The organism is Mesorhizobium sp. WSM2240, from assembly GCF_040438645.1.
Classification (GTDB): Bacteria; Pseudomonadota; Alphaproteobacteria; order Rhizobiales; family Rhizobiaceae; genus Allomesorhizobium.
Map to the genome: position 1 here is coordinate 4,832,968 of NZ_CP159253.1, position 22,916 is coordinate 4,855,883.

20 protein-coding genes are annotated in these 22,916 nt (G+C 63.2%); 15 read left to right on the plus strand and 5 right to left on the minus strand.

The window, feature by feature from the left end; translation table 11 throughout:
- The first annotated feature begins 89 nt into the window (after positions 1–89).
- The 4 genes from ABVK50_RS23995 (at position 90) to ABVK50_RS24010 (ending at position 4,791) form a co-directional block, all read left to right on the plus strand.
- Positions 90–959: a transglutaminase family protein gene (locus ABVK50_RS23995; RefSeq protein WP_353644204.1), complete on the plus strand. Its 870-nt coding sequence runs from the start codon at positions 90–92 to the stop codon at positions 957–959.
- Positions 960–1,058: 99 nt separating this feature from the next.
- A complete protein-coding gene (locus ABVK50_RS24000) occupies positions 1,059–1,478 on the plus strand; it encodes a thermonuclease family protein (protein WP_353644203.1) in 420 nt (139 codons plus the stop codon).
- Positions 1,426–3,096 carry a TadE/TadG family type IV pilus assembly protein gene (locus ABVK50_RS24005; RefSeq protein WP_353646974.1) on the plus strand — a complete coding sequence of 557 codons (1,671 nt, stop codon included), beginning with the start codon at positions 1,426–1,428 and terminating at the stop codon, positions 3,094–3,096. Before ABVK50_RS24000 ends, ABVK50_RS24005 begins: the two co-directional genes overlap by 53 nt.
- Positions 3,097–3,522: 426 nt before the next feature.
- Positions 3,523–4,791, plus strand: a complete 1,269-nt coding sequence (locus tag ABVK50_RS24010; protein WP_353644201.1) for a cyclopropane-fatty-acyl-phospholipid synthase family protein — start codon at positions 3,523–3,525, stop codon at positions 4,789–4,791.
- Positions 4,792–4,809: 18 nt separating this feature from the next.
- Here ABVK50_RS24010 and ABVK50_RS24015 read toward each other — a convergent pair whose 3' ends face one another.
- Both ABVK50_RS24015 and acs read right to left on the minus strand, forming a co-directional pair.
- Positions 4,810–4,977, minus strand: coding sequence for a hypothetical protein (locus ABVK50_RS24015; protein WP_353644200.1), 168 nt, complete (start codon positions 4,975–4,977; stop codon positions 4,810–4,812).
- Positions 4,978–5,089: 112 nt separating this feature from the next.
- Positions 5,090–7,057 (minus strand): acetate--CoA ligase, encoded by a 1,968-nt coding sequence (acs, locus tag ABVK50_RS24020; RefSeq protein ID WP_353644199.1) that lies wholly within the window; start codon positions 7,055–7,057, stop codon positions 5,090–5,092.
- A 301-nt stretch (positions 7,058–7,358) separates the two neighbouring features.
- On the opposite strand from acs, the gene ABVK50_RS24025 reads away from it, so the two are divergent.
- A complete protein-coding gene (locus tag ABVK50_RS24025) occupies positions 7,359–7,631 on the plus strand; it encodes an aspartate-semialdehyde dehydrogenase (RefSeq protein WP_353644198.1) in 273 nt (90 codons plus the stop codon).
- Between the two features lie 10 nt (positions 7,632–7,641).
- Here ABVK50_RS24025 and ABVK50_RS24030 read toward each other — a convergent pair whose 3' ends face one another.
- Positions 7,642–8,304 (minus strand): YggS family pyridoxal phosphate-dependent enzyme, encoded by a 663-nt coding sequence (locus ABVK50_RS24030; RefSeq protein WP_353644197.1) that lies wholly within the window; start codon positions 8,302–8,304, stop codon positions 7,642–7,644.
- A 115-nt stretch (positions 8,305–8,419) separates the two neighbouring features.
- On the opposite strand from ABVK50_RS24030, the gene leuS reads away from it, so the two are divergent.
- Positions 8,420–11,047 (plus strand): leucine--tRNA ligase, encoded by a 2,628-nt coding sequence (leuS, locus tag ABVK50_RS24035; protein ID WP_353644196.1) that lies wholly within the window; start codon positions 8,420–8,422, stop codon positions 11,045–11,047.
- Entirely contained in the window at positions 11,034–11,594 is a 561-nt protein-coding gene (gene lptE, locus ABVK50_RS24040) for an LPS assembly lipoprotein LptE (protein ID WP_353644195.1), read from the plus strand. The genes leuS and lptE overlap by 14 nt, the downstream gene beginning before the upstream one ends.
- Before the next feature lie 12 nt (positions 11,595–11,606).
- Here lptE and fsa read toward each other — a convergent pair whose 3' ends face one another.
- Positions 11,607–12,260: a fructose-6-phosphate aldolase gene (fsa, locus tag ABVK50_RS24045; RefSeq protein ID WP_353644194.1), complete on the minus strand. Its 654-nt coding sequence runs from the start codon at positions 12,258–12,260 to the stop codon at positions 11,607–11,609.
- A 93-nt stretch (positions 12,261–12,353) separates the two neighbouring features.
- Between fsa and ABVK50_RS24050 the strand changes: the two genes are divergently transcribed.
- Positions 12,354–14,537, plus strand: coding sequence for a primosomal protein N' (locus tag ABVK50_RS24050; protein ID WP_353644193.1), 2,184 nt, complete (start codon positions 12,354–12,356; stop codon positions 14,535–14,537).
- Position 14,538: 1 nt separating this feature from the next.
- Here the strand turns inward: ABVK50_RS24050 and ABVK50_RS24055 are convergent, their stop codons facing one another.
- Positions 14,539–15,072 (minus strand): class I SAM-dependent methyltransferase, encoded by a 534-nt coding sequence (locus ABVK50_RS24055; RefSeq protein WP_353644192.1) that lies wholly within the window; start codon positions 15,070–15,072, stop codon positions 14,539–14,541.
- Between the two features lie 88 nt (positions 15,073–15,160).
- On the opposite strand from ABVK50_RS24055, the gene ABVK50_RS24060 reads away from it, so the two are divergent.
- From ABVK50_RS24060 to ABVK50_RS24090, 7 genes are all read left to right on the plus strand, one after another.
- Complete coding sequence (locus tag ABVK50_RS24060) at positions 15,161–15,559, plus strand: DUF4345 family protein (RefSeq protein ID WP_353644191.1); 399 nt, start codon at positions 15,161–15,163, stop codon at positions 15,557–15,559.
- 224 nt (positions 15,560–15,783) lie between these two features.
- Positions 15,784–16,344, plus strand: coding sequence for a F0F1 ATP synthase subunit delta (locus ABVK50_RS24065; RefSeq protein ID WP_353644190.1), 561 nt, complete (start codon positions 15,784–15,786; stop codon positions 16,342–16,344).
- Complete coding sequence (atpA, locus tag ABVK50_RS24070) at positions 16,344–17,873, plus strand: F0F1 ATP synthase subunit alpha (protein WP_353644189.1); 1,530 nt, start codon at positions 16,344–16,346, stop codon at positions 17,871–17,873. Before ABVK50_RS24065 ends, atpA begins: the two co-directional genes overlap by 1 nt.
- A 15-nt stretch (positions 17,874–17,888) precedes the next feature.
- Positions 17,889–18,782 carry a F0F1 ATP synthase subunit gamma gene (locus ABVK50_RS24075; RefSeq protein ID WP_353644188.1) on the plus strand — a complete coding sequence of 298 codons (894 nt, stop codon included), beginning with the start codon at positions 17,889–17,891 and terminating at the stop codon, positions 18,780–18,782.
- Positions 18,783–18,859: 77 nt separating this feature from the next.
- On the plus strand, positions 18,860–20,473 hold the full coding sequence (atpD, locus tag ABVK50_RS24080) for a F0F1 ATP synthase subunit beta (protein WP_353644187.1): 1,614 nt from the start codon (positions 18,860–18,862) through the stop codon (positions 20,471–20,473).
- 102 nt (positions 20,474–20,575) lie between these two features.
- Positions 20,576–20,974: a F0F1 ATP synthase subunit epsilon gene (locus ABVK50_RS24085; protein WP_353644186.1), complete on the plus strand. Its 399-nt coding sequence runs from the start codon at positions 20,576–20,578 to the stop codon at positions 20,972–20,974.
- A gap of 226 nt (positions 20,975–21,200) precedes the next feature.
- On the plus strand, positions 21,201–22,910 hold the full coding sequence (locus ABVK50_RS24090; RefSeq protein ID WP_353644185.1) for a heparinase II/III family protein: 1,710 nt from the start codon (positions 21,201–21,203) through the stop codon (positions 22,908–22,910).
- The last annotated feature ends 6 nt before the right edge of the window (positions 22,911–22,916 follow it).

Consider the following 22,916-nt stretch of genomic DNA (forward strand, 5'->3'; position numbering starts at 1 on the left):
CCGTACCGACCCGAAGCATTAGCGGAACAAGAAATGGGGCAACGCGTTGAGCGCCGAACGTCCTTTCTCCTCTGCGCGGGGTTACACAGATGCTCATCAGGCTCGGCTACGAAATCGCTATCGAATGCCCCCAGCCGACGCCAGTCATCTCGGTATTGGAAATCCATAAGGACCGCCAGAAGGACATAAAGCGGCAGACCCGCGTGCTGACCTCGCCGTCGACGCCGAGCCATGTCTACGAGGATCGCTACGGCAACAGCTGCCGCCGCTTCCTGGCCCCGGCGGGTGGCTTTCGCATTCTCTATGATGCGGTGATCGAGGACAGCGGCGAGCCCGACGAGACCAACCTGCTGGCCGGCGAGACGCCCATCGAGGAACTTCCGGACGACGTGATCGGCTACCTGCTCGGCAGCCGCTATTGCGAGACCGACCATCTGGGCAATCTCGCGTGGAACCTGTTCGGCCAGACCCCGAGGGGTTGGGCGCGGGTGCAGGCGATCGTCGATTACGTGCACGACCGGCTGTCCTTCGGCTACGGCTATGCGCGATGCACGCGTACGGCCGCCCAGGCGCATGAGGAACGTGTCGGCGTCTGCCGCGATTTCGCGCATCTGGCGATCACGCTCTGCCGCTGCATGAATATTCCCGCCCGCTACGTGAACGGCTATCTCGGTGACATCGGCGTGCCGCCGGACCCGGCGCCGATGGATTTCAATGCCTGGTTCGAGGCGTTCCTCGGCGGCAAATGGTACGCGTTCGACGCCCGTCACAACATGCCGCGCATCGGCCGCGTGGTGGTGGCGCGCGGCCGCGACGCAACCGACGTACCGCTGCTGCACAGTTTCGGACCGCACAGCCTGACCACGTTCAAGGTCTGGACCTACGAGCAGGAGAGCCACCCGGCCAAGCCGCCTTATCACGGCGTCGACCGCACTGTCGGCGCGCATATGATCGCCTGATCCTCCGCTAGGCATTGCATTGTTCCCGAAAATAGGAATAAATGCCTTGCTATGGATTCGCCGACGCCATTCCCATCTCTGACGCGGTTCTTACGGGCCATGCTCGCTGCTGCATCCCTCCTTTCGCCCGCTGCTCCGGCCGAAGCCGCCAAACGCTTCAAGGGTCCGGTCGAAGCCACCGTCATCGAGATCATCGACGGCGACACGTTCCTTGCCGAGGCGCATGTCTGGCCGGGGCACTCGGTGCGCGTGAACATCCGTGTGCGGGGCATAGACGCGCCCGAGATGAAGAGCCGTTGCCAGCGCGAGCGCCTCGCCGCCCTTCACGCACGCGCTGTTCTGGCGGAACTGCTGGGAGACGGCGCTGTGTCAATCTCCAACATCGGCGGGGCGAAATATTACGGCCGCGTGCTGGCGGATGTTGCGACACCGGACGGTTCCGCCGTCTCCGAGATCATGCTCGAACGTGACATCGTGCGCCCGTACCGGGGCGGCAAGCGGCGAAGCTGGTGCGGCTGATCCAGTATGGCACAGGATGCCGTCCCGCTGTGGCACATGTCTTCCGGTGTGTTTCCGCGTCCGTCTCGCAAGGCGGCACCAGGACGAAACCCCAAGCTTAACGTTAACCTCCGGTTTACCACCTCGACCGGAAAAGCGCGGTGAAAACAATCGATTAGTCCCCGCGATCGATGATGTTCGGGTCGCACAAGGTTCCCGGCCGGATTCCTGCACTGTGTTGGGCCAAGCGGCTTATCCGCTGAGCGTGGAGGCAGGAACGATGCGGATCCTCAAAAAAACGAAACAGCTTGCCGGCGATCTGGCCAACGACCGAAGCGGCAATTTCGCGGTGCTTACGGGTGTGATCGCCTCGATGCTGATGCTGTCGGTGGGCTATGGCGTCAACGTCGCGCAGTCCTATCAGCTCAAATCCAGCCTGCGCAACGCACTCGATTCGGCGGTGACCTCGACGGCGCGCGACCTCACGACTGGCGCTATCGAAGAAGAAGACGCGCGCAAGGTGGTAGAGGCGTTCCTCCACGCCAACGGCGACGCCAAATTCGCTACGACGGACCAATTCGTGCTGGACAAACTGGTGATCGACCGCACAGCGAAAACAATCGAAGCGACGGCTTACGCCAATGTGAACCTGGCGTTTCCGCTCTTTTCGACCAAGGATCCCCGTGTTTCGATCAGCTCGGCCGCCGTCTATTCCGACAGGGCGATCGAAGTGGCGATGATGCTGGATGTGACGGGCTCGATGGAGGGCCAAAAGATCAAGGATCTGAAAACGGCAGCGGAGAACGCCGTCGACGCGTTCCTTGCCGGTCAGGACCCGAAGAAGCCGCGGGTCCGAGTGGCTATCGTGCCCTATGCCAATTCAGTCAATGCCGGCAGCCTGGCCAGCACCAGCGTCTTTGTCGAGCGCAAAGCCTCCGATCGCAAGCAGGCGCCCGGGTCGGATGACCCGATCGCCGTTTCCGGTGGGTCTCGTCCGGACAATTGCGCGACCGAGCGCAAAGGCGCCGAGCAGTACACGGATGCGGGTCCGGATGTCGCGATGGTCAACCGGGATTTGCTTCTGACTGAGTTTTCCGAGCGCACCCGAACCCGCGCCTGCCCGTCAGCGGCGCTGGCTCCGCTGACAGCCAACGCGGATGCGCTCAAATCCACGATCAAGAGCTTCGTGGCCGAGGGCGGCACTGCCGGTCATATCGGCATCCAGTGGGCGTGGTATTTGCTTTCGGAAAGGTGGTCGGGCGTTCTCGAAAAAAGCGCGCAACCGGCGAAGTTCGACCCCAAGAAGGTTGCCAAATACGCCATCCTCATGACCGACGGCGAATTTAACCTGTCTTACTTCGACGTAAACGAATCGTCGAAGGTCTACAACGACGCGGGTAAGGAACCGACCCGAACCGCTGCGAAAAAGCTCTGCGCGGCCATGCGTGCGCAGAAGATCGAAATCTTCAGCGTGGGCTTCAAGCTCGAAAACAGCTACGCAAAAGACGTAATGAAGGATTGCGCCACCCCCGATAGCGGCAGCGTCAAGCACTACTACCAGACTTCGACTGGCGCCGAACTCGACGCCGCGTTCAAGGAGATCGCGCGCAACATCGAAAGGCTGGCGTTGACCAAGTAGGAACCAACAAAAGGAAAAGGCCGCCGCTTCTCTCGAAGCAGGCGGCCTTCCGTGTTTCCGTCCGTGGCGCGGCCCCTTGGCCGTGATCCTCATTTTTAGCGCATGATCTTATCCGAAAACCGGTATCCACGCTTGAAGACCACCAGCCGCGCATCTTGCGCCGTTAACGGGAAGGCTGCTTCCCGAAAGGACAATCCGCTGAGGCCACGTTCTGGAAAACGAAATCACTCGACATCGGATCACCTCCTTTCGATTTGTTGAACACGCGCTAAGGATGGGGTGTTCGTTTGGAAATGGCAAGTGCGAGGGGAAAATTCGCCGGAGGCGTAGCCCGGATGCAACAAAGCCGTTGTGGCGGCGCGCCGTAGCAGCCATCATGCCCCTGCCAAGGGGACGCCGGACTTCCGATCCGGCGGCATGCAGAGAATGGACAGCGCAGACAGGGCAGCCCGGATCATCCGGACCTTGATCGACGAGGTGAAGCCGGATTTCGCGGTGCGGCTGTGGAACGGCGAGCGCATCGGGCCTGCCGGCGGGCCGGTGGTGGCCATTAACGATAGCGGCATTGTCGGCCGCGTCTTGCGGCGTCCGGTCTTCAATACCCTGATCGAACTCTGGATTTCCAAAGCCATCGATGTCGAGAACGGGTCTCTGTTCGACATCGTGGAGCGGCGGCCACAGGGGAAATTCAAGGCCAGGCTGCGCCAGCTTCCAAAACTGCAATTGCTGCGCGATCTGCCGGCGCTGATGCTTTCGAGCGGGCGCGACGCGGCGCTCGACCGGCTTGCCGGGCGCAATCCGTTCGTCAGCGGCTCCAACAAGGAGGCGATCACCCACCATTACGATATTTCGAACGCCTTCTACCGGCTCTTCCTCGACGAGCGCATGGTCTACAGTTGCGGCTACTTCAAAGATTTCGCCAACGGCATCGATCAGGCCCAGGCCGACAAGCTCGACCATATATGCCGCAAGCTGCGGCTGAAGCCCGGCGAGACGCTGCTCGATATAGGCTGCGGCTGGGGCGCCATGCTGATCCATGCCGCCAAGCATTATGGCGCCATCGGCCACGGCGTTTCGCTGTCGGAAGCGCAGACCGCGCTCGCCCGCGAGCGCATCCGCGCCGAAGGGCTGGAGGACCGGATCACCATAGAGGTGAAGCCCTATTCCGAACTGACCGGAAAATTCGACAAGATCTCGTCAATCGGCATGTTCGAGCATCTCGGGCTCGCCAATCACGAGGCCTATTTCCTGGACGTCCACCGGCTGCTGAAACCCGGCGGAATCTACCTGCACCACGCGATTACAAGGCGAATGAAGCGTGACCGGAAGGCCTGGAAGCGCAAGGCTCCAAGCTATAAAGCTCTGATCAAATATATCTTTCCGGGCGGCGAGGTCGACCATATCGGCATGACGGTGGAAAACCTGGAGGCTTACGGTTTCGAAGTCCACGACGTCGAGAATCTGCGCGAGCACTACGCCCGCACGTGCCGGTTGTGGGCTGAGCGGTTGCACGCCCGGTTCGATGAGGCTATCGCCGAGGTCGGCGAGGCGAAGGCGCGGCTGTGGCTGCTCTACCTCACCGGCTGCTCGCTCGGTTTCGACGGCGGCTCGGTGCTGATTTACCAGACGGTGGCGACGAGGCGGGCTCGCGGTCCGAGCGGGCTGCCACCGACCCGGGCCGATTTGTACAGATGACGCATTAACGGCGCGGGGTTACTGCTTTTTGGTGCAGGTGCCGTTTTTGTCTTTGGCCATACACTCGTTGTCCAACTCGCCTGTCGTAGGCTTGGTGTCGCGCTCGACATAGTCGCTGGTAGGCCGTTTGCTGCAGTTCGTGCAGAAATGCCATGTGTCGCTGCCATTCTTCCAACGATACTTCATTGCTTGCTCCCCGCACAGTTTGTGGCCGCCGATCGAGTCGGCTCCCACAGATTGTAATGTAGCAATCTAAAGTTTCAATATTGATACTACACTCTCTTTGGTTGTGTCCGACTTATGCTTTCGCCTCGGCCCTCTTATTCTGCCGGTTGGCGATAAGGTCATCGACGACGGCGGGGTCGGCCAGCGTCGAGGTGTCGCCCAGCGCTGCGAAATCGTCCTCGGCGATCTTGCGCAGGATGCGCCGCATGATCTTGCCCGAGCGGGTTTTCGGCAGGCCGGGCGCGAACTGGATCTTGTCGGGCGAGGCGATAGCGCCGATCTCCTTGCGGACATGGGCGATAAGCTCCTTGCGGAGATCGTCCGACCATTGTTCGCCGGCCATAAGCGTGACATAGCAATAAATGCCCTGGCCCTTGATGTCGTGCGGGTAGCCTACGACGGCGGCCTCCGAAACCTTGTCATGGCTGACCAGCGCGGACTCCACTTCGGCGGTGCCCATGCGATGGCCCGAGACGTTGATCACATCGTCAACGCGGCCGGTGATCCAGTAATAGCCGTCCTCGTCACGCCGACAGCCGTCGCCGGTGAAGTATTTGCCCTTGTAGGTCGAGAAATAGGTCTGCACGAAACGATCGTGGTCGCCGTAGACGGTTCGCATCTGGCCCGGCCAGGAATCAGTGATGCAGAGATTTCCGTCTGCCGCGCCTTCGATGATCTTGCCTTCATTGTCGACGAGCTGCGGCTGGACCCCGAAAAAGGGGCGCGTCGCCGAGCCGGCCTTCAGGTCGGTCGCGCCGGGCAGCGGAGTGATCATGATGCCGCCGGTCTCGGTCTGCCACCAGGTGTCGACGATCGGCACCTTCTTGTCGCCGACAACCTGGAAATACCACTCCCAGGCTTCCGGATTTATCGGCTCGCCGACCGTGCCAAGCACCCGCAGCGACTTGCGCGAAGTCTTCTTCACATGGCTGTCGCCCGCGCCCATCAGCGCGCGGATGGCGGTCGGTGCGGTGTAGAAGATGTTGACCTTGTGCTTGTCGATGACCTCCCAGAAACGCGAGGCCGAGGGATAGTTGGGCACGCCCTCGAACATCAGCGTCGTGGCGCCGTTGGCGAGCGGACCATAGACGATATAACTGTGCCCCGTGACCCAGCCGACATCGGCGGTGCACCAGTAGATGTCGCCGTCATGGTAGTCGAAAACATATTGGTGCGTCATCGAAACATAGACGAGATAGCCGCCGGTGGTGTGCAGAACGCCCTTGGGCTTACCGGTCGAACCCGAAGTGTAAAGGATGAACAGCGGATCCTCGGCCTTCATCTTCTCGGGCTTGCAGTCCGGTTTCACCGAGGCGACCTCGTCGTGATACCAGAGGTCGCGGCCCGAAACCCAGCCGGTCTTGCCGCCGGTGCGTCGCACCACCAGCACCTTGTCGACCTCCACCTTGCTCTTAGCGGCGATTTCGATCGCCTTGTCGGTGTTGTCCTTGAGCGGGATGGGCTTGCCGCCGCGCAGACCCTCATCGGCGGTGATCACGAAGTTCGATTCGCAGTCGACGATGCGGCCCGCCAGCGAATCCGGGGAAAAGCCTCCGAAGACGACGGAATGGACAGCGCCGACGCGGGTGCATGCGAGCATCGCATAGGCTGCTTCGGGGATCATCGGCATGTAAATGGTGACGCGATCGCCCTTTTTGACGCCATGCTTCTTCAACACATTGGCGAGGCGGCAGACGTGTTCGTGCAACTCGTTATAGGTGATCTTCCGGTCATCGTAGGGATTGTCGCCCTCCCAGATGATCGCGGTCTGGTTACCGCGCTTCTTCAAATGGCGGTCGATGCAATTATACGAGACGTTGGTCAGCCCGTCCTCGAACCATTTGATCGACACCTTGCCGGTGAAGGAGGTGTTCTTGACCTTGGTGAAGGGCTTGAACCAGTCGATGCGCTTGCCGTGCTTGCCCCAGAATTTGTCCGGATTCTTGATGCTCTCGGCGTACCATTTCAGGTAGGTGTCGTTGTCGATGAGCGCGTTCTTCTTCCACTCCGGCTTGACGCGGTGGATTTTTACCTCGGACATTCTGTCTCTCCCTCCCGAATTGAAGCCGGCAGCGACACGGCCGGGATTTCCGCTGCGAAGGCGGATTCGCGGGCATTTATTATCATTTGGCCGCCTGCCACAATATTAGACCTTGGATTTGCGTGGCGGCATGCCGCACCCGCACCGCCGCAACGCTGTCAGCACTCACCGCCAGATGCTGCCAAGCATTTGATTTTGCGCATGAAACCCGATCGGCTAGATTTGCGTTGTCAATAGACGGTTAACCATCTCGCCGCACACTCTGGCGGTGGAGGATTGTCTGAAAGGCTCAAAGCACACCATGCGCGACATTTCGGAAATGGAACTGATGCTGAAGGGATATGGGCTGACCACAGCGCAGTTTCTCTACCACCTGCCCGACCACCCGCATCTGCTGCAGACCTTCATCTGGCAGGAATACGACATCGCGCCGAAATTTCCGGTGCTGGTGAAGTTCATCGATTTCTGGCGGACGAAACTCGACGGCCCGCTGCATTCAGTGACCTATACCCACCAGAAGCTGATAGCGCCGAACGAATGGCGCATGGTCGACGGGGAATTCGTGCTGCACTGACAGCGGGGACTCACCGAGCTCCGAAGATAGCGCTTCCCACCCGAACATTGGTCGCGCCGAAGGCAATGGCGAGTTCATAGTCGCCGGACATGCCCATGGAAAGCTTCTCCAATCCTGCCTCGCCTGCGAGTTTTTCAAGCAGCGCGAAATGCGGGCCGGGATTTTCCTCGAGCGGCGGGATGCACATCAGCCCTTCAATGGCAAGGCCGTGGACATCGCGGCAGCGCTTGACGAAAGCGACCGCATCGCGCGGCTCGATGCCGGCCTTCTGCGGCTCCGAGCCGGTGTTGACCTGGACGTAGAGACGCGGCGCCTTGCCCTGCTTGCGGATTTCAGTAGTGAGTGCCCCCGCTATCTTCTCGCGGTCGACAGATTCGATCACGTCGAACAGCGCCACCGCCTCCTTCGCCTTGTTCGACTGGAGCGGTCCGATCAGGTGAAGCTCGACATCGGGAAACTCGGTCTTCAGCGCAGGCCATTTGCCTTGCGCTTCCTGGACGCGGTTCTCGCCAAAGACGCGCTGGCCGGCCGCAAGCACGGGACGGACTGCGGCGGCGTCGAAGGTTTTCGACACCGCCACCAGAGTGACCGAACCCGGCTCGCGCCCTGCCTCGCTTTCGGCTGCTGCGATTTTCGTCCGTACCGCGGCAAGCTGTTCGACCGCTTCCGTCATTGCTATATCCCGGTCTTCGGCCGCAGCAGCGGCCTTGGTGTTGACGGTTCCGGCAAACCGTGGTGAAGGTCCGCCCGTCCATCAATCCGCACGTCTTTTAAGTGAAAAACGCCTCATGGCAACCGAACGATATAATCCGCGCGCGTCCGAGCCCAAATGGCAAAAGGCCTGGGACGGCGAAAAGCTGTTCGAGACGCAGAACGACGATCCGCGCCCGAAATACTACGTGCTTGAGATGTTCCCCTATCCGTCCGGGCGCATCCATATGGGCCATGTGCGCAACTACGCCATAGGCGACGTGATCGCGCGCTTCCGCCGCGCCAAGGGCGACAATGTCCTGCATCCGATAGGCTGGGACGCGTTCGGGCTGCCGGCGGAGAACGCGGCGCGCGACAACAAGGTCAATCCGCGCGACTGGACCTACGCCAACATCGAGACAATGAAGGGCCAGTTGAAGACGATGGGCCTGTCGTGGGACTGGGCGCGTGAGTTCGCCACTTGCGACCCATCCTATTACAAGCACCAGCAGCGCATGTTCCTGGATTTCTGGAAGGCCGGGCTGGCGGAACGCCGCTCTGCCAAGGTCAACTGGGATCCGGTCGACATGACCGTGCTCGCCAACGAGCAGGTGATCGACGGTCGCGGCTGGCGCTCCGGCGCCTTGGTCGAGCAGCGCGACCTGACGCAATGGTTCTTCAAGATCACGTCGATGTCGCAGGAACTGCTCGAAGGCCTCGATACGCTCGACAAATGGCCTGACAAGGTCAAATTGATGCAGGCGAACTGGATCGGCCGCTCCGAGGGCCTGCTGATCCGCTGGAAGCTGGCGAAGGAAACCGCGCCGGAAGGCGAGAACGAGCTGGAAGTCTTCACGACCCGTCCCGACACGATCTTCGGCGCCTCCTTCATGGCGATCGCTGCCGACCATCCGCTGGCGAAAAAGGCCGCGGAGGGCAACCCGGCACTGGCGGACTTTATCAAGGAGATCAAGCGCGGCGGCACCTCCACGGTCGAGATCGAGACGGCCGAAAAGAAGGGCTTCGACACCGGCATCCGCGTCGTCCATCCGTTCGACGAAACCTGGGCGCTGCCCGTCTATGTCGCAAATTTCGTGCTGATGGATTACGGCACCGGCGCCATATTCGGCTGTCCGTCGGGCGACCAGCGCGACCTCGACTTCGCCAACAAATACGGCCTGCCGGTCGTGCCGGTGGTCATGCCGGAGGGTGCGGACGCGGCGTCCTTCCAGATCATCGACGAAGCCTATGTCGACGACGGCGTGATGATCAACTCGCGCTTCCTTGACGGCATGACGCCGCAGGGGGCCTTTGCCGAGGTGGCGACGCGCCTGTCAGGCGTCGGCATCGGCAACCGGCCGCAGGCCGAGCGCAAGGTGCAGTTCCGTCTGCGCGACTGGCTGATCTCGCGCCAACGCTGCTGGGGGGCGCCAATCCCGGTGGTTTATTGCGACGACTGCGGCGCGGTGCCGGAGAGAGACCTGCCAGTCGAGTTGCCGGACGATCTGTCGTTCGACAAGCCGGGCAACCCGCTCGACCACCATCCGACGTGGAAGCACGTCGACTGCCCGAACTGCTGCAAGCCGGCGCGGCGCGACACCGACACGATGGACACTTTCGTCGATTCGTCCTGGTATTTCGCACGCTTCACCGATCCGTGGAACGAAGAGAGCCCGACGACGCCGAACGATGCCGACGGCCCGCAGGGCTGGATGCCGGTGAACCAGTATATTGGCGGCGTAGAGCACGCGATCCTGCATTTGCTCTACTCGCGCTTCTTCACACGGGCGATGCGGATCACCGGCCATCTGAACCAGGTGAACGAGCCGTTCGAGGGCATGTTCACCCAGGGCATGGTGGTGCACGAAACCTACAGGGGTCCGAAGGGCTGGGTGCAGCCGTCCGAGGTCAAGATCGAAGAGGCGGACGGAAAGCGCCGAGCGACGCTGCTTGCGACGGGCGAAGAGATCGAGATCGGCTCGATCGAGAAAATGTCGAAGTCGAAGAAGAACGTCGTCGATCCCGACGACATCATCGCCAGCTACGGCGCCGATACCGCGCGCTGGTTCATGCTGTCGGATTCGCCGCCGGAACGCGACGTGATCTGGACGGAAGCCGGCGTGGAGGGGGCGCATCGCTTCGTGCAGCGCGTCTGGCGGCTGATTTCCGAGGCGGCTCCTCACCTTGGCGGCGTCGCGCCGCAAGCAGCCTACGAAGGCGAGGCCGGCGCATTGTCGAAGGCGGCGCACAAGGCGCTGAAGGCGGTGGGCGAAGATATCGGCAAGCTCTCTTTCAACAAAGCGGTGGCGCGGATCTACGAGCTCGTGAACGCGATGCAGGCGCCGTTTGCAGCGATCGCTTCGGGCAAGGCGGAGCCCGCCCTCTCAGCGGCCGCCCGCGAGGCCGCCGACATCCTGATCATCATGATCGCGCCGATGATGCCGCATCTGGCCGAGGAGTGCTGGGCAGCGCTTGGCAGCGAGGGCTTTGTGGCGAATCGCCGCTGGCCGGAGTTTGATCCCGCTCTCGTCGTCGACAGCGACGTCACCTATCCGGTGCAGGTCAACGGCAAGAAGCGCGGCGATTTGACAATCGCCCGCGACGCAGATCAAGGTGCCGTCGAAAAGGCAGCGCTCGCACTCGATTTCGTGCAGAAGGCGCTCGAGGGGAAGAGCCCGCGAAAAGTGATCGTCGTGCCGCAGAGGATCGTCAATGTCGTCGCCTGAACGCAAAGCCCCGGCCCGTCTCCTGCGCGGCATGGTTCTATCCGCCTGTGTCGCGGCGATGGCCATTGCATCGGCGTGCACGGTGCGGCCGCTTTATTCGAACGCAGTGGCGCCTGGAGGAACGGTGACGAGCGCGGCTGCATATCCGTCGATCGACATAAAGCCGGTCCAGACGCGATATGCCCAGGAAGTGCGCAATCATCTGATCTTCATGCTGAACGGTGGCGCGGGGCAGCCGGCCAAGGCGCAGTATTCGCTCGACCTCGGCGTCACCGAGGTCGACCGCCGTTCATTGCTGGCGCCTACGACCACGGGGGAGGACCGGCCCTCGGCCGGAACGATCGTGATGACCTCGTCCTACAGGCTGACTAGAGTCGGCACTGGCGAGGTCGTTGCGCGGGGTACGCGCCGGATTTCCTCGTCCTACGACCGGCCGCGGCAGGAATTCGCCGCTCTACGGGCCCAGCGCGACGCCGAAAACCGTGCCGCCCGCGAGCTGGCCGAACTGCTGAAACTCGCGATCGGCCAGGATCTTTCGCGGCTATAGCTGCCCGCCGGGTTAGCCGATCTTCTGGCCGGTTTTGGACCAGTCGGCGAGAAACGCTTCCAGACCCTTGTCGGTGAGCGGGTGCTTGACCAGCGCCTTCAACGTGACGGGCGGAACGGTCGCGACGTCGGCGCCGATGATCGCAGCCTGCTTGACGTGGTTTACGGTGCGGATCGAGGCAGCGAGTATCTCAGTGCGGAAATCGTAATTGTCGTAGATGGTGCGAATCTCGGCGATCAGTTCCATGCCGTCGACCCCCATATCGTCTATGCGGCCGATGAAGGGCGAGATGAAGGTGGCGCCGGCCTTGGCCGCGAGCAGCGCCTGGGTCGCCGAAAAGCAGAGCGTGACGTTGACCTTGCGGCCGTCTGACGTGATCGACTTGCAGGCCTTCAGGCCGTCCAGCGTCAGCGGCACCTTGATGCAGATATTGTCGGCGATCTTCGACAGCACCTCGGCTTCGCGCATCATCTCCTTGTACTCGGTGGCGACGACTTCAGCCGAGACCGGACCTTCGACAATGCCGCAAATCTCCCTGGTGACTTCGGCGATGTTGCCGCCGGATTTCAGGATCAGCGATGGATTGGTGGTTACGCCGTCGAGAAGTCCCAGATCGTTGAGTTCGCGGATTTCCTTCACGTCGGCGGTGTCGACGAAGAATTTCATGGCAGTCTCCCTGGCAAATTGAAATGCGCCGCATGAGGGCGCCGGGCGGGTTGGACTTTGCTCTAGCCGAAAGTCCGGGCAAGGTCACGCCTCATGAAACAAGATTCGCCACCGCTGCTTGCCGTACCCGTGCTCGTGCCGATGCCGGCCGAGCGGCCCTACACCTATGCGGTTCCGGCCGGGATGCATGTCGAGCCTGGGTCAATCGTGCGCGTGCCGCTCGGGCCGCGCCAGGTGGCGGGCATTGTGTGGGATTCCGTGTGCGAGACGGTCGACGCAAAGAAGCTCAGGTCGATCGAGCAGGTGTTCGACTGCCCGCCGATCGGCAAGGAGATGCGCCGTTTCGTCGACTGGCTGGCCGGCTACACGCTGTCGCCACCGGGCATGGTGGCGCGGATGATCCTGCGCGCGCCGGAGGCGTTGGACCCGGAGCCGTGGATCGAAGGCCTGATGCGCACGGGTGCTGAGCCTGACCGGATGACCGCCGCCCGTGCACGCGTTCTGGATATGGCTTCCGACGGACTGGCCTGGACCCGCTCGGGGCTCGCTCATGCGGCCGGCGTCTCGTCGACTGTGATCGACGGGCTGAAGGGTCAAGGCGTGTTCGAGACGGCGATGATACCGCCGCGGCCGGTCGTCGCGGCGCCCGACCCGAGCTTTGTGACGGCGACATTGACCGGGGACCAGGAGCAGGCTGCCGCGCCATTGCGCGAATCCGTCGCGACAGGCGCATTCGGCGTGACGCTGATCGACGGCGTGACCGGTTCGGGCAAGACCGAAGTCTATTTCGAGGCGGTGGCCGCGGCGCTGGAAAAAGGAAGACAGGTGCTGATCCTGCTGCCGGAAATCGCGCTGACCCAGGCTTTTCTCGAACGGTTCCAGGACAGGTTCGGCGCAAAGCCAGCCGAGTGGCACTCCGACCTTGCGCCGCGCATGCGCGAGAAGGTCTGGCGGCAGGTGGCCGAAGGCGGCGTCCGGGTGGTTGCCGGCGCGCGCTCGGCGCTGTTCCTGCCGTTCAGGGATCTCGGGCTTATCGTCGTCGACGAGGAGCACGACCCCGCCTACAAGCAGGAGGACCGCGTCTTCTACAATGCCCGCGACATGGCGGTGGTGCGGGCGCGCATCGGCGATTTTCCTGTGGTTCTGGCTTCGGCGACGCCGTCTGTCGAAAGCCGGGTCAATGCGAGCCAGGGCCGCTACGCCCGCGTCGCGCTGCCGGCGCGCTTTGCCGAAGCAGCGCTTCCCGACATCAAGGCAATCGACATGCGCCGCTCTCCGCCGGCGCGCGGTGGATTCCTGTCGCCGGTGCTGATCGGGCATGTGCGCGAGACGCTTGGCCGCGGCGAGCAGTCGCTGCTGTTCCTCAACCGTCGGGGGTATGCGCCGCTGACGCTCTGCCGCGTCTGCGGCCATCGCTTCCAGTGCCCGGACTGCTCGGCCTGGCTGGTCGAGCATCGTTTTCGCGGACAGCTCGTCTGTCACCATTGCGGCCATAACGAAAAGCGGCCCGAAGCCTGCCCGGAATGTGGCGCGCTCGACCATCTGGTAGCCTGCGGGCCGGGCGTGGAGCGCATCGCCGAGGAGGTGGTCGGGCATTTTCCCGATGCGCGAACGATCGTGCTGTCATCCGACATTATGGGCGGGGTGAAGCGGCTCCGGCTCGAACTGGAAGCGATCGCCAAGGGCGAGGCCGACATCGTCATCGGCACGCAATTGGTGGCCAAGGGGCACAATTTTCCCAACATGACGCTGGTCGGGGTAGTCGACGCCGATCTCGGCCTGGCCAATGGCGACCCGCGCGCCGCCGAGCGGACCTTTCAGTTGCTGAGCCAGGTCACCGGGCGGGCGGGCCGCACCGGCAAGAAGAGCCTCGGCCTGTTGCAGACGTTCCAGCCCGACCATCCGGTGATGCGGGCAATCGTGTCGGGCGATTCCGAGGCGTTCTACGAGCGCGAGATTGCAGAGCGCGAAAAGGCGGGATTGCCGCCCTTCGGTCGCTTGGCCGGCATCATCGTCAGCGCGGCCACGCGCGCCGAGGCTGAAGCGCATGCGAGGCAATTGAGGCGGGCAGCGCCCGCAGCAACCGACATCCATGTGCTGGGACCGGCGGAGGCGCCGCTGGCGCTGATAGGCGGACGCCATCGCATCCGGCTTCTGGTGCAGGGCGAGCGCCGCTCGGACATGCAGGGATTCCTGCGCGCCATGCTGGCGAACGGGCCGAAGCTACGCGGCTCGGTGCGGGTGCAGGTGGATATCGACCCGCAGAGCTTTTTGTAGGCTATGCACGGTTTCCCATCGGCTTTGCCAACATGCCAAACAGGCAGGAGCGGCTGGCATCCGCCTCGATCGTCTCCAGCACCTCGAAATGATTAACCTCGAGATTGGCGAGAAGCTTCGCCTCCGCCTGCTTGCGCCTCGCCCGCGCTGGCGGCTCGTAGAACAGGAAGAGCATACCATCAGGTGCGAGCATCTCCCTCACGGCGTCGAGACCGAGGGCGGCGTCGAGCCAGAACAAATTGACGTTGATGGCGAATACCTTGTCGAAGGATCGCGCCGGCCCCGCCAGATCTTCCAGCGCGGCGTGGCGGAACGATACCTTGCCGGCAGCCAAGTGAGCTTTATTTCTATGCCGGGCGGCGCTAATGGCAATCTCCGACCGGTCGATCGCGGTTATCGTCCCGGTGGTCAGCAGAGGGCAAATGAGCGAAACGGCCACGCCGCGGCCGCAGCCGATTTCCAGCAGCCGCTCGTCACCGGCGATCTTCAGTTGATCGACCGCCCAGCTCAGCCTCTCCGGGATCTTTTGAGCCATCACAATTCTCCTGGCGTTCAACTATCTGGCGAAGTCGCCGCCGATCGATAGTATGGCAGCGGTGCGAGCGATTCTGGAGGGGACGACAATGGAATTCGCGTTTCCGTGGCCGGTTACACAAGGCGAGTGGCTGGCCTGGTCGTCGGCCGCCATCACCGTGCTATTTGGCCTGATGTTCTTCTTCGCACCGCGTCTGTCGTTCAAGGCCCTGCGGCTGCAGCCCACCGAGAACCATCCGGAAGCGGTGGCGGAAGGGCGCGCGACCATGTCGGGCTTCTATCTGGGTCTCGGCCTCTGCTGCATCCTGCTGACGCCGCAGCCGTTCCTCTATCTGGCGCTCGGCTTCTCCTGGCTGTTCACAGCGTTTGGCCGGCTTGTGTCTATTCTGTCCGACCGCGGAAATACGCTCTACAACTGGGTTTTCGTGCTGGTCGACCTTGTGCTTGCACTGCTGCCGCTGGGGTTCGCGTTCGGCTTCCTTCAGTGAATCCGCAGCGTCTCCGCCGGGCTGCGACAAAACTGCCCAAACGCCCGTCCGGCAACGTGTTGCGGTCGGTAAATGCCTGTGCTAGACGGCAGTCGACTTTCGTTCGGGGGACGCGTCACGCGCAGGCTCTCCGTCGAGAAAATGCAGCAAGGTCAAAGATTTAGCAGAGTTCCACACTCGCGCCAACAATCTTGCGGCCTGTCAGACAAGAGAAAAGACGGTCCGTGGCACAGTCTAGCTCGCCAATCTCTGGAGTCGCGGAACGCTATGCGGGTTCGCTCTACGAACTCGCCGCCCAGGCAAAGGCGGTTTCCGCCGTGGAATCCGATCTCGGCCGCTTCGAGGCACTGCTTGCGGGCAGCGAAGACCTAACTCGGATGATCCGCAGCCCGGTATTCTCGTCGGACGAGCAATTCAAGGCGATCTCCGCCATCGCGGCCAAGGCCAAAATCGGCGGCCTCGTCGGCAATTTCCTGCGGGTGGTCGCGCAGAACCGTCGCCTTTTCGCGGTGCCGGCAATGATCAAGGCATTCCGCCAGATCGCCGCCGCAGAGCGCGGCGAAGTCTCGGCCGAAGTGACCTCGGCCCATGCACTGACCCCGGCGCAGGAAAAGGAACTCAAGACCGCACTGAAAGGCGTCGCCGGCAAGGACGTGTCGATCGCCGTCACAGTCGATCCCTCGCTGCTCGGCGGCCTCATCGTCAAGATCGGCTCGCGCCAGATCGATACTTCGCTCAAAACCAAACTCAATTCGCTCAAGCTCGCACTGAAAGAGGTCGGCTGATGGACATCCGCGCCGCGGAAATTTCCGCAATTCTGAAAGACCAGATCAAGAATTTCGGCAAGGAGGCTGAAGTCTCCGAAGTCGGCCAGGTTCTCTCCGTCGGCGACGGTATTGCCCGCGTCTATGGCCTCGATAATGTCCAGGCCGGCGAGATGGTCGAGTTTCCGGGCGGCATCCGCGGCATGGCGCTGAACCTCGAAGAGGATAATGTCGGCGTCGTCATCTTCGGCAATGACCGCGACATCAAGGAAGGCGACACCGTCAAGCGCACCGGCTCGATCGTCGACGTGCCGGTCGGCAAGGGCCTGCTCGGACGCGTCGTCGATGCGCTCGGCAATCCGATCGATGGCAAAGGCCCGATCGTCGCCGCCGAGCGCCGCCGCGTCGACGTCAAGGCGCCCGGCATCATCCCGCGCAAGTCGGTGCATGAGCCGATGTCGACGGGCCTCAAGGCCATCGACGCGCTGATCCCGATCGGCCGCGGCCAGCGCGAACTGGTCATCGGCGACCGCCAGACCGGCAAGACCGCGATCATTCTCGACACCTTCCTCAACCAGCGGCCGCTGAACCAGGGCGACGACGAGAGCCAGAAGCTCTACTGCGTCTATGTCGCCGTCGGTCAGAAGCGCTCGACCGTCGCGCAGTTCGTCAAGGTGCTGGAGGAGCGCGGCGCGCTCGAATATTCAATCATCATCGCCGCGACCGCTTCGGACCCCGCTCCGATGCAGTTCCTGGCTCCGTTCGCCGGCTGCGCCATGGGCGAGTATTTCCGCGACAACGCCATGCATGCGGTGATCGCCTATGACGACCTGTCGAAGCAGGCCGTCGCCTACCGCCAGATGTCGCTGCTGCTGCGCCGCCCGCCCGGCCGCGAAGCCTATCCGGGCGACGTTTTCTACCTGCATTCGCGCTTGCTCGAACGCGCCGCCAAGCTGAACGATGAGAATGGCAACGGTTCGCTGACGGCTCTGCCGGTCATCGAAACCCAGGCCAACGACGTTTCGGCCTACATCCCGACCAACGTGATCTCGATTACCGACGGCCAGATCTTCCTCGAGACCAACCTGTTCTTCCAGGGTATTCGCCCGGCGGTGAACGTTGGCCTCTCGGTGTCGCGCGTCGGTTCGTCGGCGCAGATCAAGGCGATGAAGCAGGTCGCCGGCTCGATTAAGGGCGAACTCGCGCAGTACCGTGAAATGGCGGCCTTCGCGCAGTTCGGTTCCGACCTTGACGCCGCTACGCAGCGCCTGCTGAACCGCGGCGCACGCCTGACCGAATTGCTCAAGCAGCCGCAATTCTCGCCGCTGAAGACGGAAGAGCAGGTCGCGGTGATCTTCGCCGGCGTCAACGGCTATCTCGACAAGCTGACCTTGCCCCAGGTCGGCAAGTTCGAGCAGGGCCTGCTGGCGCATATGCGCTCGGAGGGCAAGGAAGTGCTCGACGGCATCCGCAAGGAAAAGGCGCTGTCGGACGATCTGCGCGCCCAGCTGAAGAGCCATATCGACGCCTACGCGAAAAACTTCGCCTGATTGCACGGATAGGGCATGGCTTCCTTAAAAGACCTTCGCAACCGTATCGCCTCGGTCAAGGCGACGCAGAAGATCACCAAGGCGATGCAGATGGTCGCCGCGGCGAAACTGCGCCGCGCGCAGGAAGCAGCGGAAGCCGCCCGCCCCTACTCGCAGCGCATGGGCGCCGTGCTGGCAAACATCGCGCAGGCCGTCGGCAATGCCGGCGGCAGCGATGCGCCGCAGCTGATGAGCGGCACCGGCAGGGACGATACGCATCTGCTGGTCGTCTGCACCGCCGAGCGCGGCCTTTGCGGCGGCTTCAACTCGCAGATCGCGCGTTTTGCCCGCGAGCACATCCGCAAGCTGCTGGCCGACGGCAAGACGGTGAAGATCATTACCGTCGGCAAGAAGGGCTACGACATCCTTCGCCGGGAATATGGTTCGCTGATCATCGAGCGCGTCGACCTGCGCGAGGTCAAGACGCTCGGCTTCGTCAATGCGGACGCGATCGCCAAGAAGGTGATAGCGCTGTTCAACGAGGGCGCCTTCGACATCTGCACGCTATTCTATTCCGAATTCAAGTCGGTGATCAGCCAGGTCCCGACGTTGCAGCAGATCATCCCCGCCGGGGCGATCGTCGCGGCCGTGGAGCCGGAGACGGCCGGCGGCAACGCCGTTTATGAGTACGAGCCGGAGCCGGGCGAAATACTTGCCGATCTCATCCCCCGCAACATTTCGGTGCAGATCTTCCGTGCGCTGCTCGAAAACGCGGCCGGCGAGATGGGCGCCAAGATGAGCGCCATGGACAATGCAACGCGCAATGCCGGCGACATGATCAACAAGCTTACGATCACCTACAACCGCCAGCGGCAGGCGCAGATCACCAAGGAACTGATCGAAATCATTTCGGGCGCGGAAGCGCTCTAGCCACATGATGCTGGGACGCCGCAAGTGTTTGCGGACGGGATCGTGTGAAACAAGGAACGGACACAGAGGTTATCACCATGGCTAAAGCAGCTACTCCGAAAGCGGCTCCGGCGGCGAAGGCCCCCGCGGCAAAGAAGGCGGCGCCCGCCAAGGCAGCGGCCGTGAAGGCTCCTGCCGCGGCCGCCAAGGCAGCGCCGGCAAAGGCCGCAGCAGCAAAGCCGGAGGCGGCCAAGTCTCCCGCAGCGGTGCTGACTGCCAAGGGCCCGGCCGGCCGCGTTTCGCAGGTCATCGGCGCCGTTGTCGACGTGCAGTTCGACGCCGAGCTGCCGCCGATCCTGAACGCGCTGGAGACGCTGAACGGCGGCAACCGCCTCGTACTCGAAGTGGCGCAGCATCTCGGCGAAAACACCGTCCGCTGCATCGCCATGGACACGTCCGAAGGCCTCGTGCGCGGCCAGGCCGTGTACGACACGGGTTCGCCGATCACCGTTCCGGTGGGCGACGAGACGCTCGGCCGCATCATGAACGTCATCGGCGAGCCGGTCGACGAAGCAGGCCCGGTTAAGACCGCCAGCCGCCGCGCCATCCACCAGGACGCGCCGGCCTATGTCGACCAGTCGACCGAAGCGCAGATTCTCGTCACCGGTATCAAGGTCGTCGACCTGCTTGCGCCCTATGCCCGCGGCGGCAAGATCGGCCTGTTCGGCGGCGCCGGCGTCGGCAAGACCGTTCTGATCCAGGAACTCATCAACAACGTCGCCAAGGCGCATGGCGGATACTCGGTGTTCGCCGGCGTCGGCGAGCGCACCCGCGAGGGCAACGACCTCTATCACGAGATGATCGAGTCGGGCGTCAACAAGGACCCGCACGAGAACAACGGCTCGACCGAAGGCTCCAAATGCGCCCTGGTGTTCGGCCAGATGAACGAGCCGCCCGGCGCGCGCGCCCGCGTCGCGCTGTCCGGCCTGACCATCGCCGAGCATTTCCGCGACCAGGGCCAGGACGTGCTGTTCTTCGTCGACAACATCTTCCGCTTCACCCAGGCCGGTTCGGAAGTGTCGGCTCTGCTCGGTCGCATTCCCTCGGCCGTGGGCTATCAGCCGACGCTGTCGACCGACATGGGCTCGATGCAGGAACGCATCACCACCACCAACAAGGGCTCGATCACCTCGGTGCAGGCGATCTACGTGCCGGCCGACGATTTGACCGACCCGGCGCCGGCGACTTCGTTCGCCCACCTCGATGCGACGACCGTGCTCAACCGCGCCATCTCGGAAAAGGGCATCTACCCGGCCGTCGACCCGCTCGACTCGACCTCGCGCATGCTCGACCCGCTGATCGTCGGCGAGGAGCACTACCAGGTCGCCCGCCGCGTGCAGGAAATCCTGCAGCGCTACAAGTCGCTGCAGGACATCATCGCCATCCTGGGCATGGACGAGCTGTCGGAAGAGGACAAGATCACGGTCGCCCGCGCCCGCAAGATCGAACGCTTCCTGTCGCAGCCCTTCTTCGTTGCCGAGGTGTTCACCGGCTCGCCGGGCCAGCTCGTGCCGCTCGAAGAGACGATCAAGAGCTTCAAGGGTCTGGTTGACGGCGAATACGATCACCTGCCGGAAGCGGCGTTCTACATGGTCGGCGGCATCGACATGGCAGTCGAGAAGGCCCGTCGTCTCGCGGCCGAAGCGGCTTGAACGAGGCAGTAGGCAACAGGGAGTAGGCAATAGGGGTAAGAAGGAAAGTCGCGGGCGCCTTTCGCCATTGCCGACTGCCTATTGCCTACTGCCTGATTGAACATGGCTGAAGCTTTCAAATTCGAACTGGTCTCCCCCGAACGCCTGCTCGTTTCGGAACAAGTCGAGCATGTCGTCATTCCGGGCGCGGAAGGCGAGATGACGGTTCTGGCCAATCACTCCCCGGTGATGACCACGGTCAAGCCCGGCGTCGTGACGGTCAAACCGGTAGGTGGCGGCGAGGAGCGCTACGTGGTGTTCGGCGGCTTCGCCGACATCCTGCCCTCGGGTTGCACGCTGCTTGCTGAATCGGCCATGCTGGTTTCCGAGATCGATCGCGACGACCTTGCCCGCCGCATCCAGGAAGCCAGGGAAGATCTCGCCGACGCCAAGAACGACGAGGACCGCACCAGGGCCGAGGCTTTCCTCGGGCAGTTGGCGACGCTGCAAGACGCCGTATAGCCAAACCGGCGTTGAAGCACCGCTACGGGACAAAAGAGCGAGGCTAGGCTTCGCTTTTTTATTGGGCGGATGAAAGATCCTGGCTCTGACCCACGAAGTTGGAAGCGCGACGCCCTGGAGCAGCCGTTCTACGGGGGACATCCGCCTGGCGGGGCAATTTCGCCTTCGCGCAACAGCGTGAATCATCTAGACTCTTTTCGGACGGGGGCGTCCGGAGGGTGACTTTTTGGCAGTGGCTGCAGGCAATACGACGCGTCTCTGGGCGCTCGTTGCCAGGGAGTATTGGCGCAGGGCCCGCCGCCGCCTGCGTGCGGGGCCGGTCTATCGCTGGCGCTATACCGGCCGCACGCCCGAGCGGGTTCTGATTGCGCCGCCGGATTTGCGCCTGGCCGATCCGCAGATCGCGCTCGAAATCTACTATGGCCGCTTCCCGTTTTCCGGCCACATGGTCGAGACCGCCGGCCGCTCCCCCTTCCAGCTCGAGGTGGCCAATCGCGGCTGGCAGAAATCGCTGCACGGCTTCCGCTGGCTGCGCCATATGCGCGCCGCCGGCACCGAGCTCGCCGCCGCCAACGCCCGCGCGCTGGTTTCCGACTGGATTGCCATGCATGGCGGCCGCATTTCCGGCGTCGCCTGGGAGCCGGCGACGACCGCCAAGCGCATCATCGCCTGGCTGCAGCATTCCTCGGTGGTGCTGCAGGGCGCGGAACTGCCCTTCTACCGCGCTTTTTTGAAATCGCTGGCGCTGCAAATCCGCTACCTGCGCTCTATGGCGCGTGAATTGCCCGACGGCAAGGCGCGGCTGCGGACCCGCATAGCGCTCGCCTTCGCCGCACTGTCGCTGCCTGCCTCGGCTTCGACCCTGCGCAGCGCCACGCGCAACCTCGCCGAAGAGCTGGAGCGCCAGATCCTTCCGGACGGCGGCCATATTTCGCGCAACCCGATTGTCGTGCTGGAACTCCTGTCGGACCTCCTCCCGCTGCGCCAGACCTACGCCAACCAGGCCGAACAGCCGCCCGAGGCCCTTATCGGAGCGGTCGAGCGCATGCTGCCGGCGCTGCGCTTCTTTCGCCATCAGGACGGCAGCATCGCACGCTTCAACGGCATGGGCGCCACCATCCAGGACCGCATCGCCGCGATTCTGCGCCACGACGACACGGTCGGCGCGCCGCTGTTGCATGCGCCGCATTCGGGCTATGAGCGGCTCTCGATGGGCGAAACCACGGTCATTGCCGATACCGGCCTGCCGCCGCCGATCGACGTATCGGGCGCGGCCCATGCCGGCTGCCTGTCCTTCGAGATGTCGTCCGGCCGGCACAATTTCATCGTCAATGCCGGCGTCGACACCTATGGGGCCGAGGATTTTCGGCCGCTGGCGCGCGCCACCGCAGCGCATTCGACCGCCTCGATCAACGACACCTCCTCGGCGCGCTTCACCCATTCGCCGCGCTTCGCTTTGCTCGGTTCGCCGCTGATCGGCGGGCCGCGGCACGTGCCCTGCGAGCGCATGGATTCGAAGGGCATACAGGGGTTCGTCGCCAGCCATGACGGCTATGTGCCGGCCTTCGGCATCTATCACGAGCGCGAGCTTTCGCTGTCCAGCCAGGGCGATGTGCTGAGCGGCGTCGACCGCTTCCTGCGCGCAGGCGGCGCGCCGGTGCGCGACAATGGCCACGACCTGGTGGCGGTCCGCTTCCACATCCACCCGGACATCGAGCTTTTCCGCGACCGGAACGGCCATTTCGTTCTGGCCGCGCCGCGCGCCGACCGCTGGACGTTTACCTGCAACAAGGTCGAGCCGCAGGTCGAGGAATCGATCTTCTTCGCCGGCCTCGGCGGCCCGCGCCGCAGCCGCCAGATCGTGCTCGCCTTCAAGGCCTCCGAATTCGGCGAGGTGCACTGGCAGATGACCCGCATGCGTCCGGCCGGTCCCTAGCGGCCT

Coding starts and splice junctions, on each gene's coding strand:
- ABVK50_RS23995 (WP_353644204.1), top strand. CDS start 90: ATGCTCATCAGGCTCGGCTACGAAATCGCTATCGAATGCCCCCAGCCG.
- ABVK50_RS24000 (WP_353644203.1), top strand. CDS start 1,059: ATGCTCGCTGCTGCATCCCTCCTTTCGCCCGCTGCTCCGGCCGAAGCC.
- ABVK50_RS24010 (WP_353644201.1), top strand. CDS start 3,523: ATGGACAGCGCAGACAGGGCAGCCCGGATCATCCGGACCTTGATCGAC.
- ABVK50_RS24015 (WP_353644200.1), bottom strand. CDS start 4,977: ATGAAGTATCGTTGGAAGAATGGCAGCGACACATGGCATTTCTGCACG.
- acs (WP_353644199.1), bottom strand. CDS start 7,057: ATGTCCGAGGTAAAAATCCACCGCGTCAAGCCGGAGTGGAAGAAGAAC.
- ABVK50_RS24025 (WP_353644198.1), top strand. CDS start 7,359: ATGCGCGACATTTCGGAAATGGAACTGATGCTGAAGGGATATGGGCTG.
- ABVK50_RS24030 (WP_353644197.1), bottom strand. CDS start 8,304: ATGACGGAAGCGGTCGAACAGCTTGCCGCGGTACGGACGAAAATCGCA.
- leuS (WP_353644196.1), top strand. CDS start 8,420: ATGGCAACCGAACGATATAATCCGCGCGCGTCCGAGCCCAAATGGCAA.
- lptE (WP_353644195.1), top strand. CDS start 11,034: ATGTCGTCGCCTGAACGCAAAGCCCCGGCCCGTCTCCTGCGCGGCATG.
- fsa (WP_353644194.1), bottom strand. CDS start 12,260: ATGAAATTCTTCGTCGACACCGCCGACGTGAAGGAAATCCGCGAACTC.
- ABVK50_RS24050 (WP_353644193.1), top strand. CDS start 12,354: ATGAAACAAGATTCGCCACCGCTGCTTGCCGTACCCGTGCTCGTGCCG.
- ABVK50_RS24055 (WP_353644192.1), bottom strand. CDS start 15,072: ATGGCTCAAAAGATCCCGGAGAGGCTGAGCTGGGCGGTCGATCAACTG.
- ABVK50_RS24060 (WP_353644191.1), top strand. CDS start 15,161: ATGGAATTCGCGTTTCCGTGGCCGGTTACACAAGGCGAGTGGCTGGCC.
- atpA (WP_353644189.1), top strand. CDS start 16,344: ATGGACATCCGCGCCGCGGAAATTTCCGCAATTCTGAAAGACCAGATC.
- ABVK50_RS24075 (WP_353644188.1), top strand. CDS start 17,889: ATGGCTTCCTTAAAAGACCTTCGCAACCGTATCGCCTCGGTCAAGGCG.
- atpD (WP_353644187.1), top strand. CDS start 18,860: ATGGCTAAAGCAGCTACTCCGAAAGCGGCTCCGGCGGCGAAGGCCCCC.
- ABVK50_RS24085 (WP_353644186.1), top strand. CDS start 20,576: ATGGCTGAAGCTTTCAAATTCGAACTGGTCTCCCCCGAACGCCTGCTC.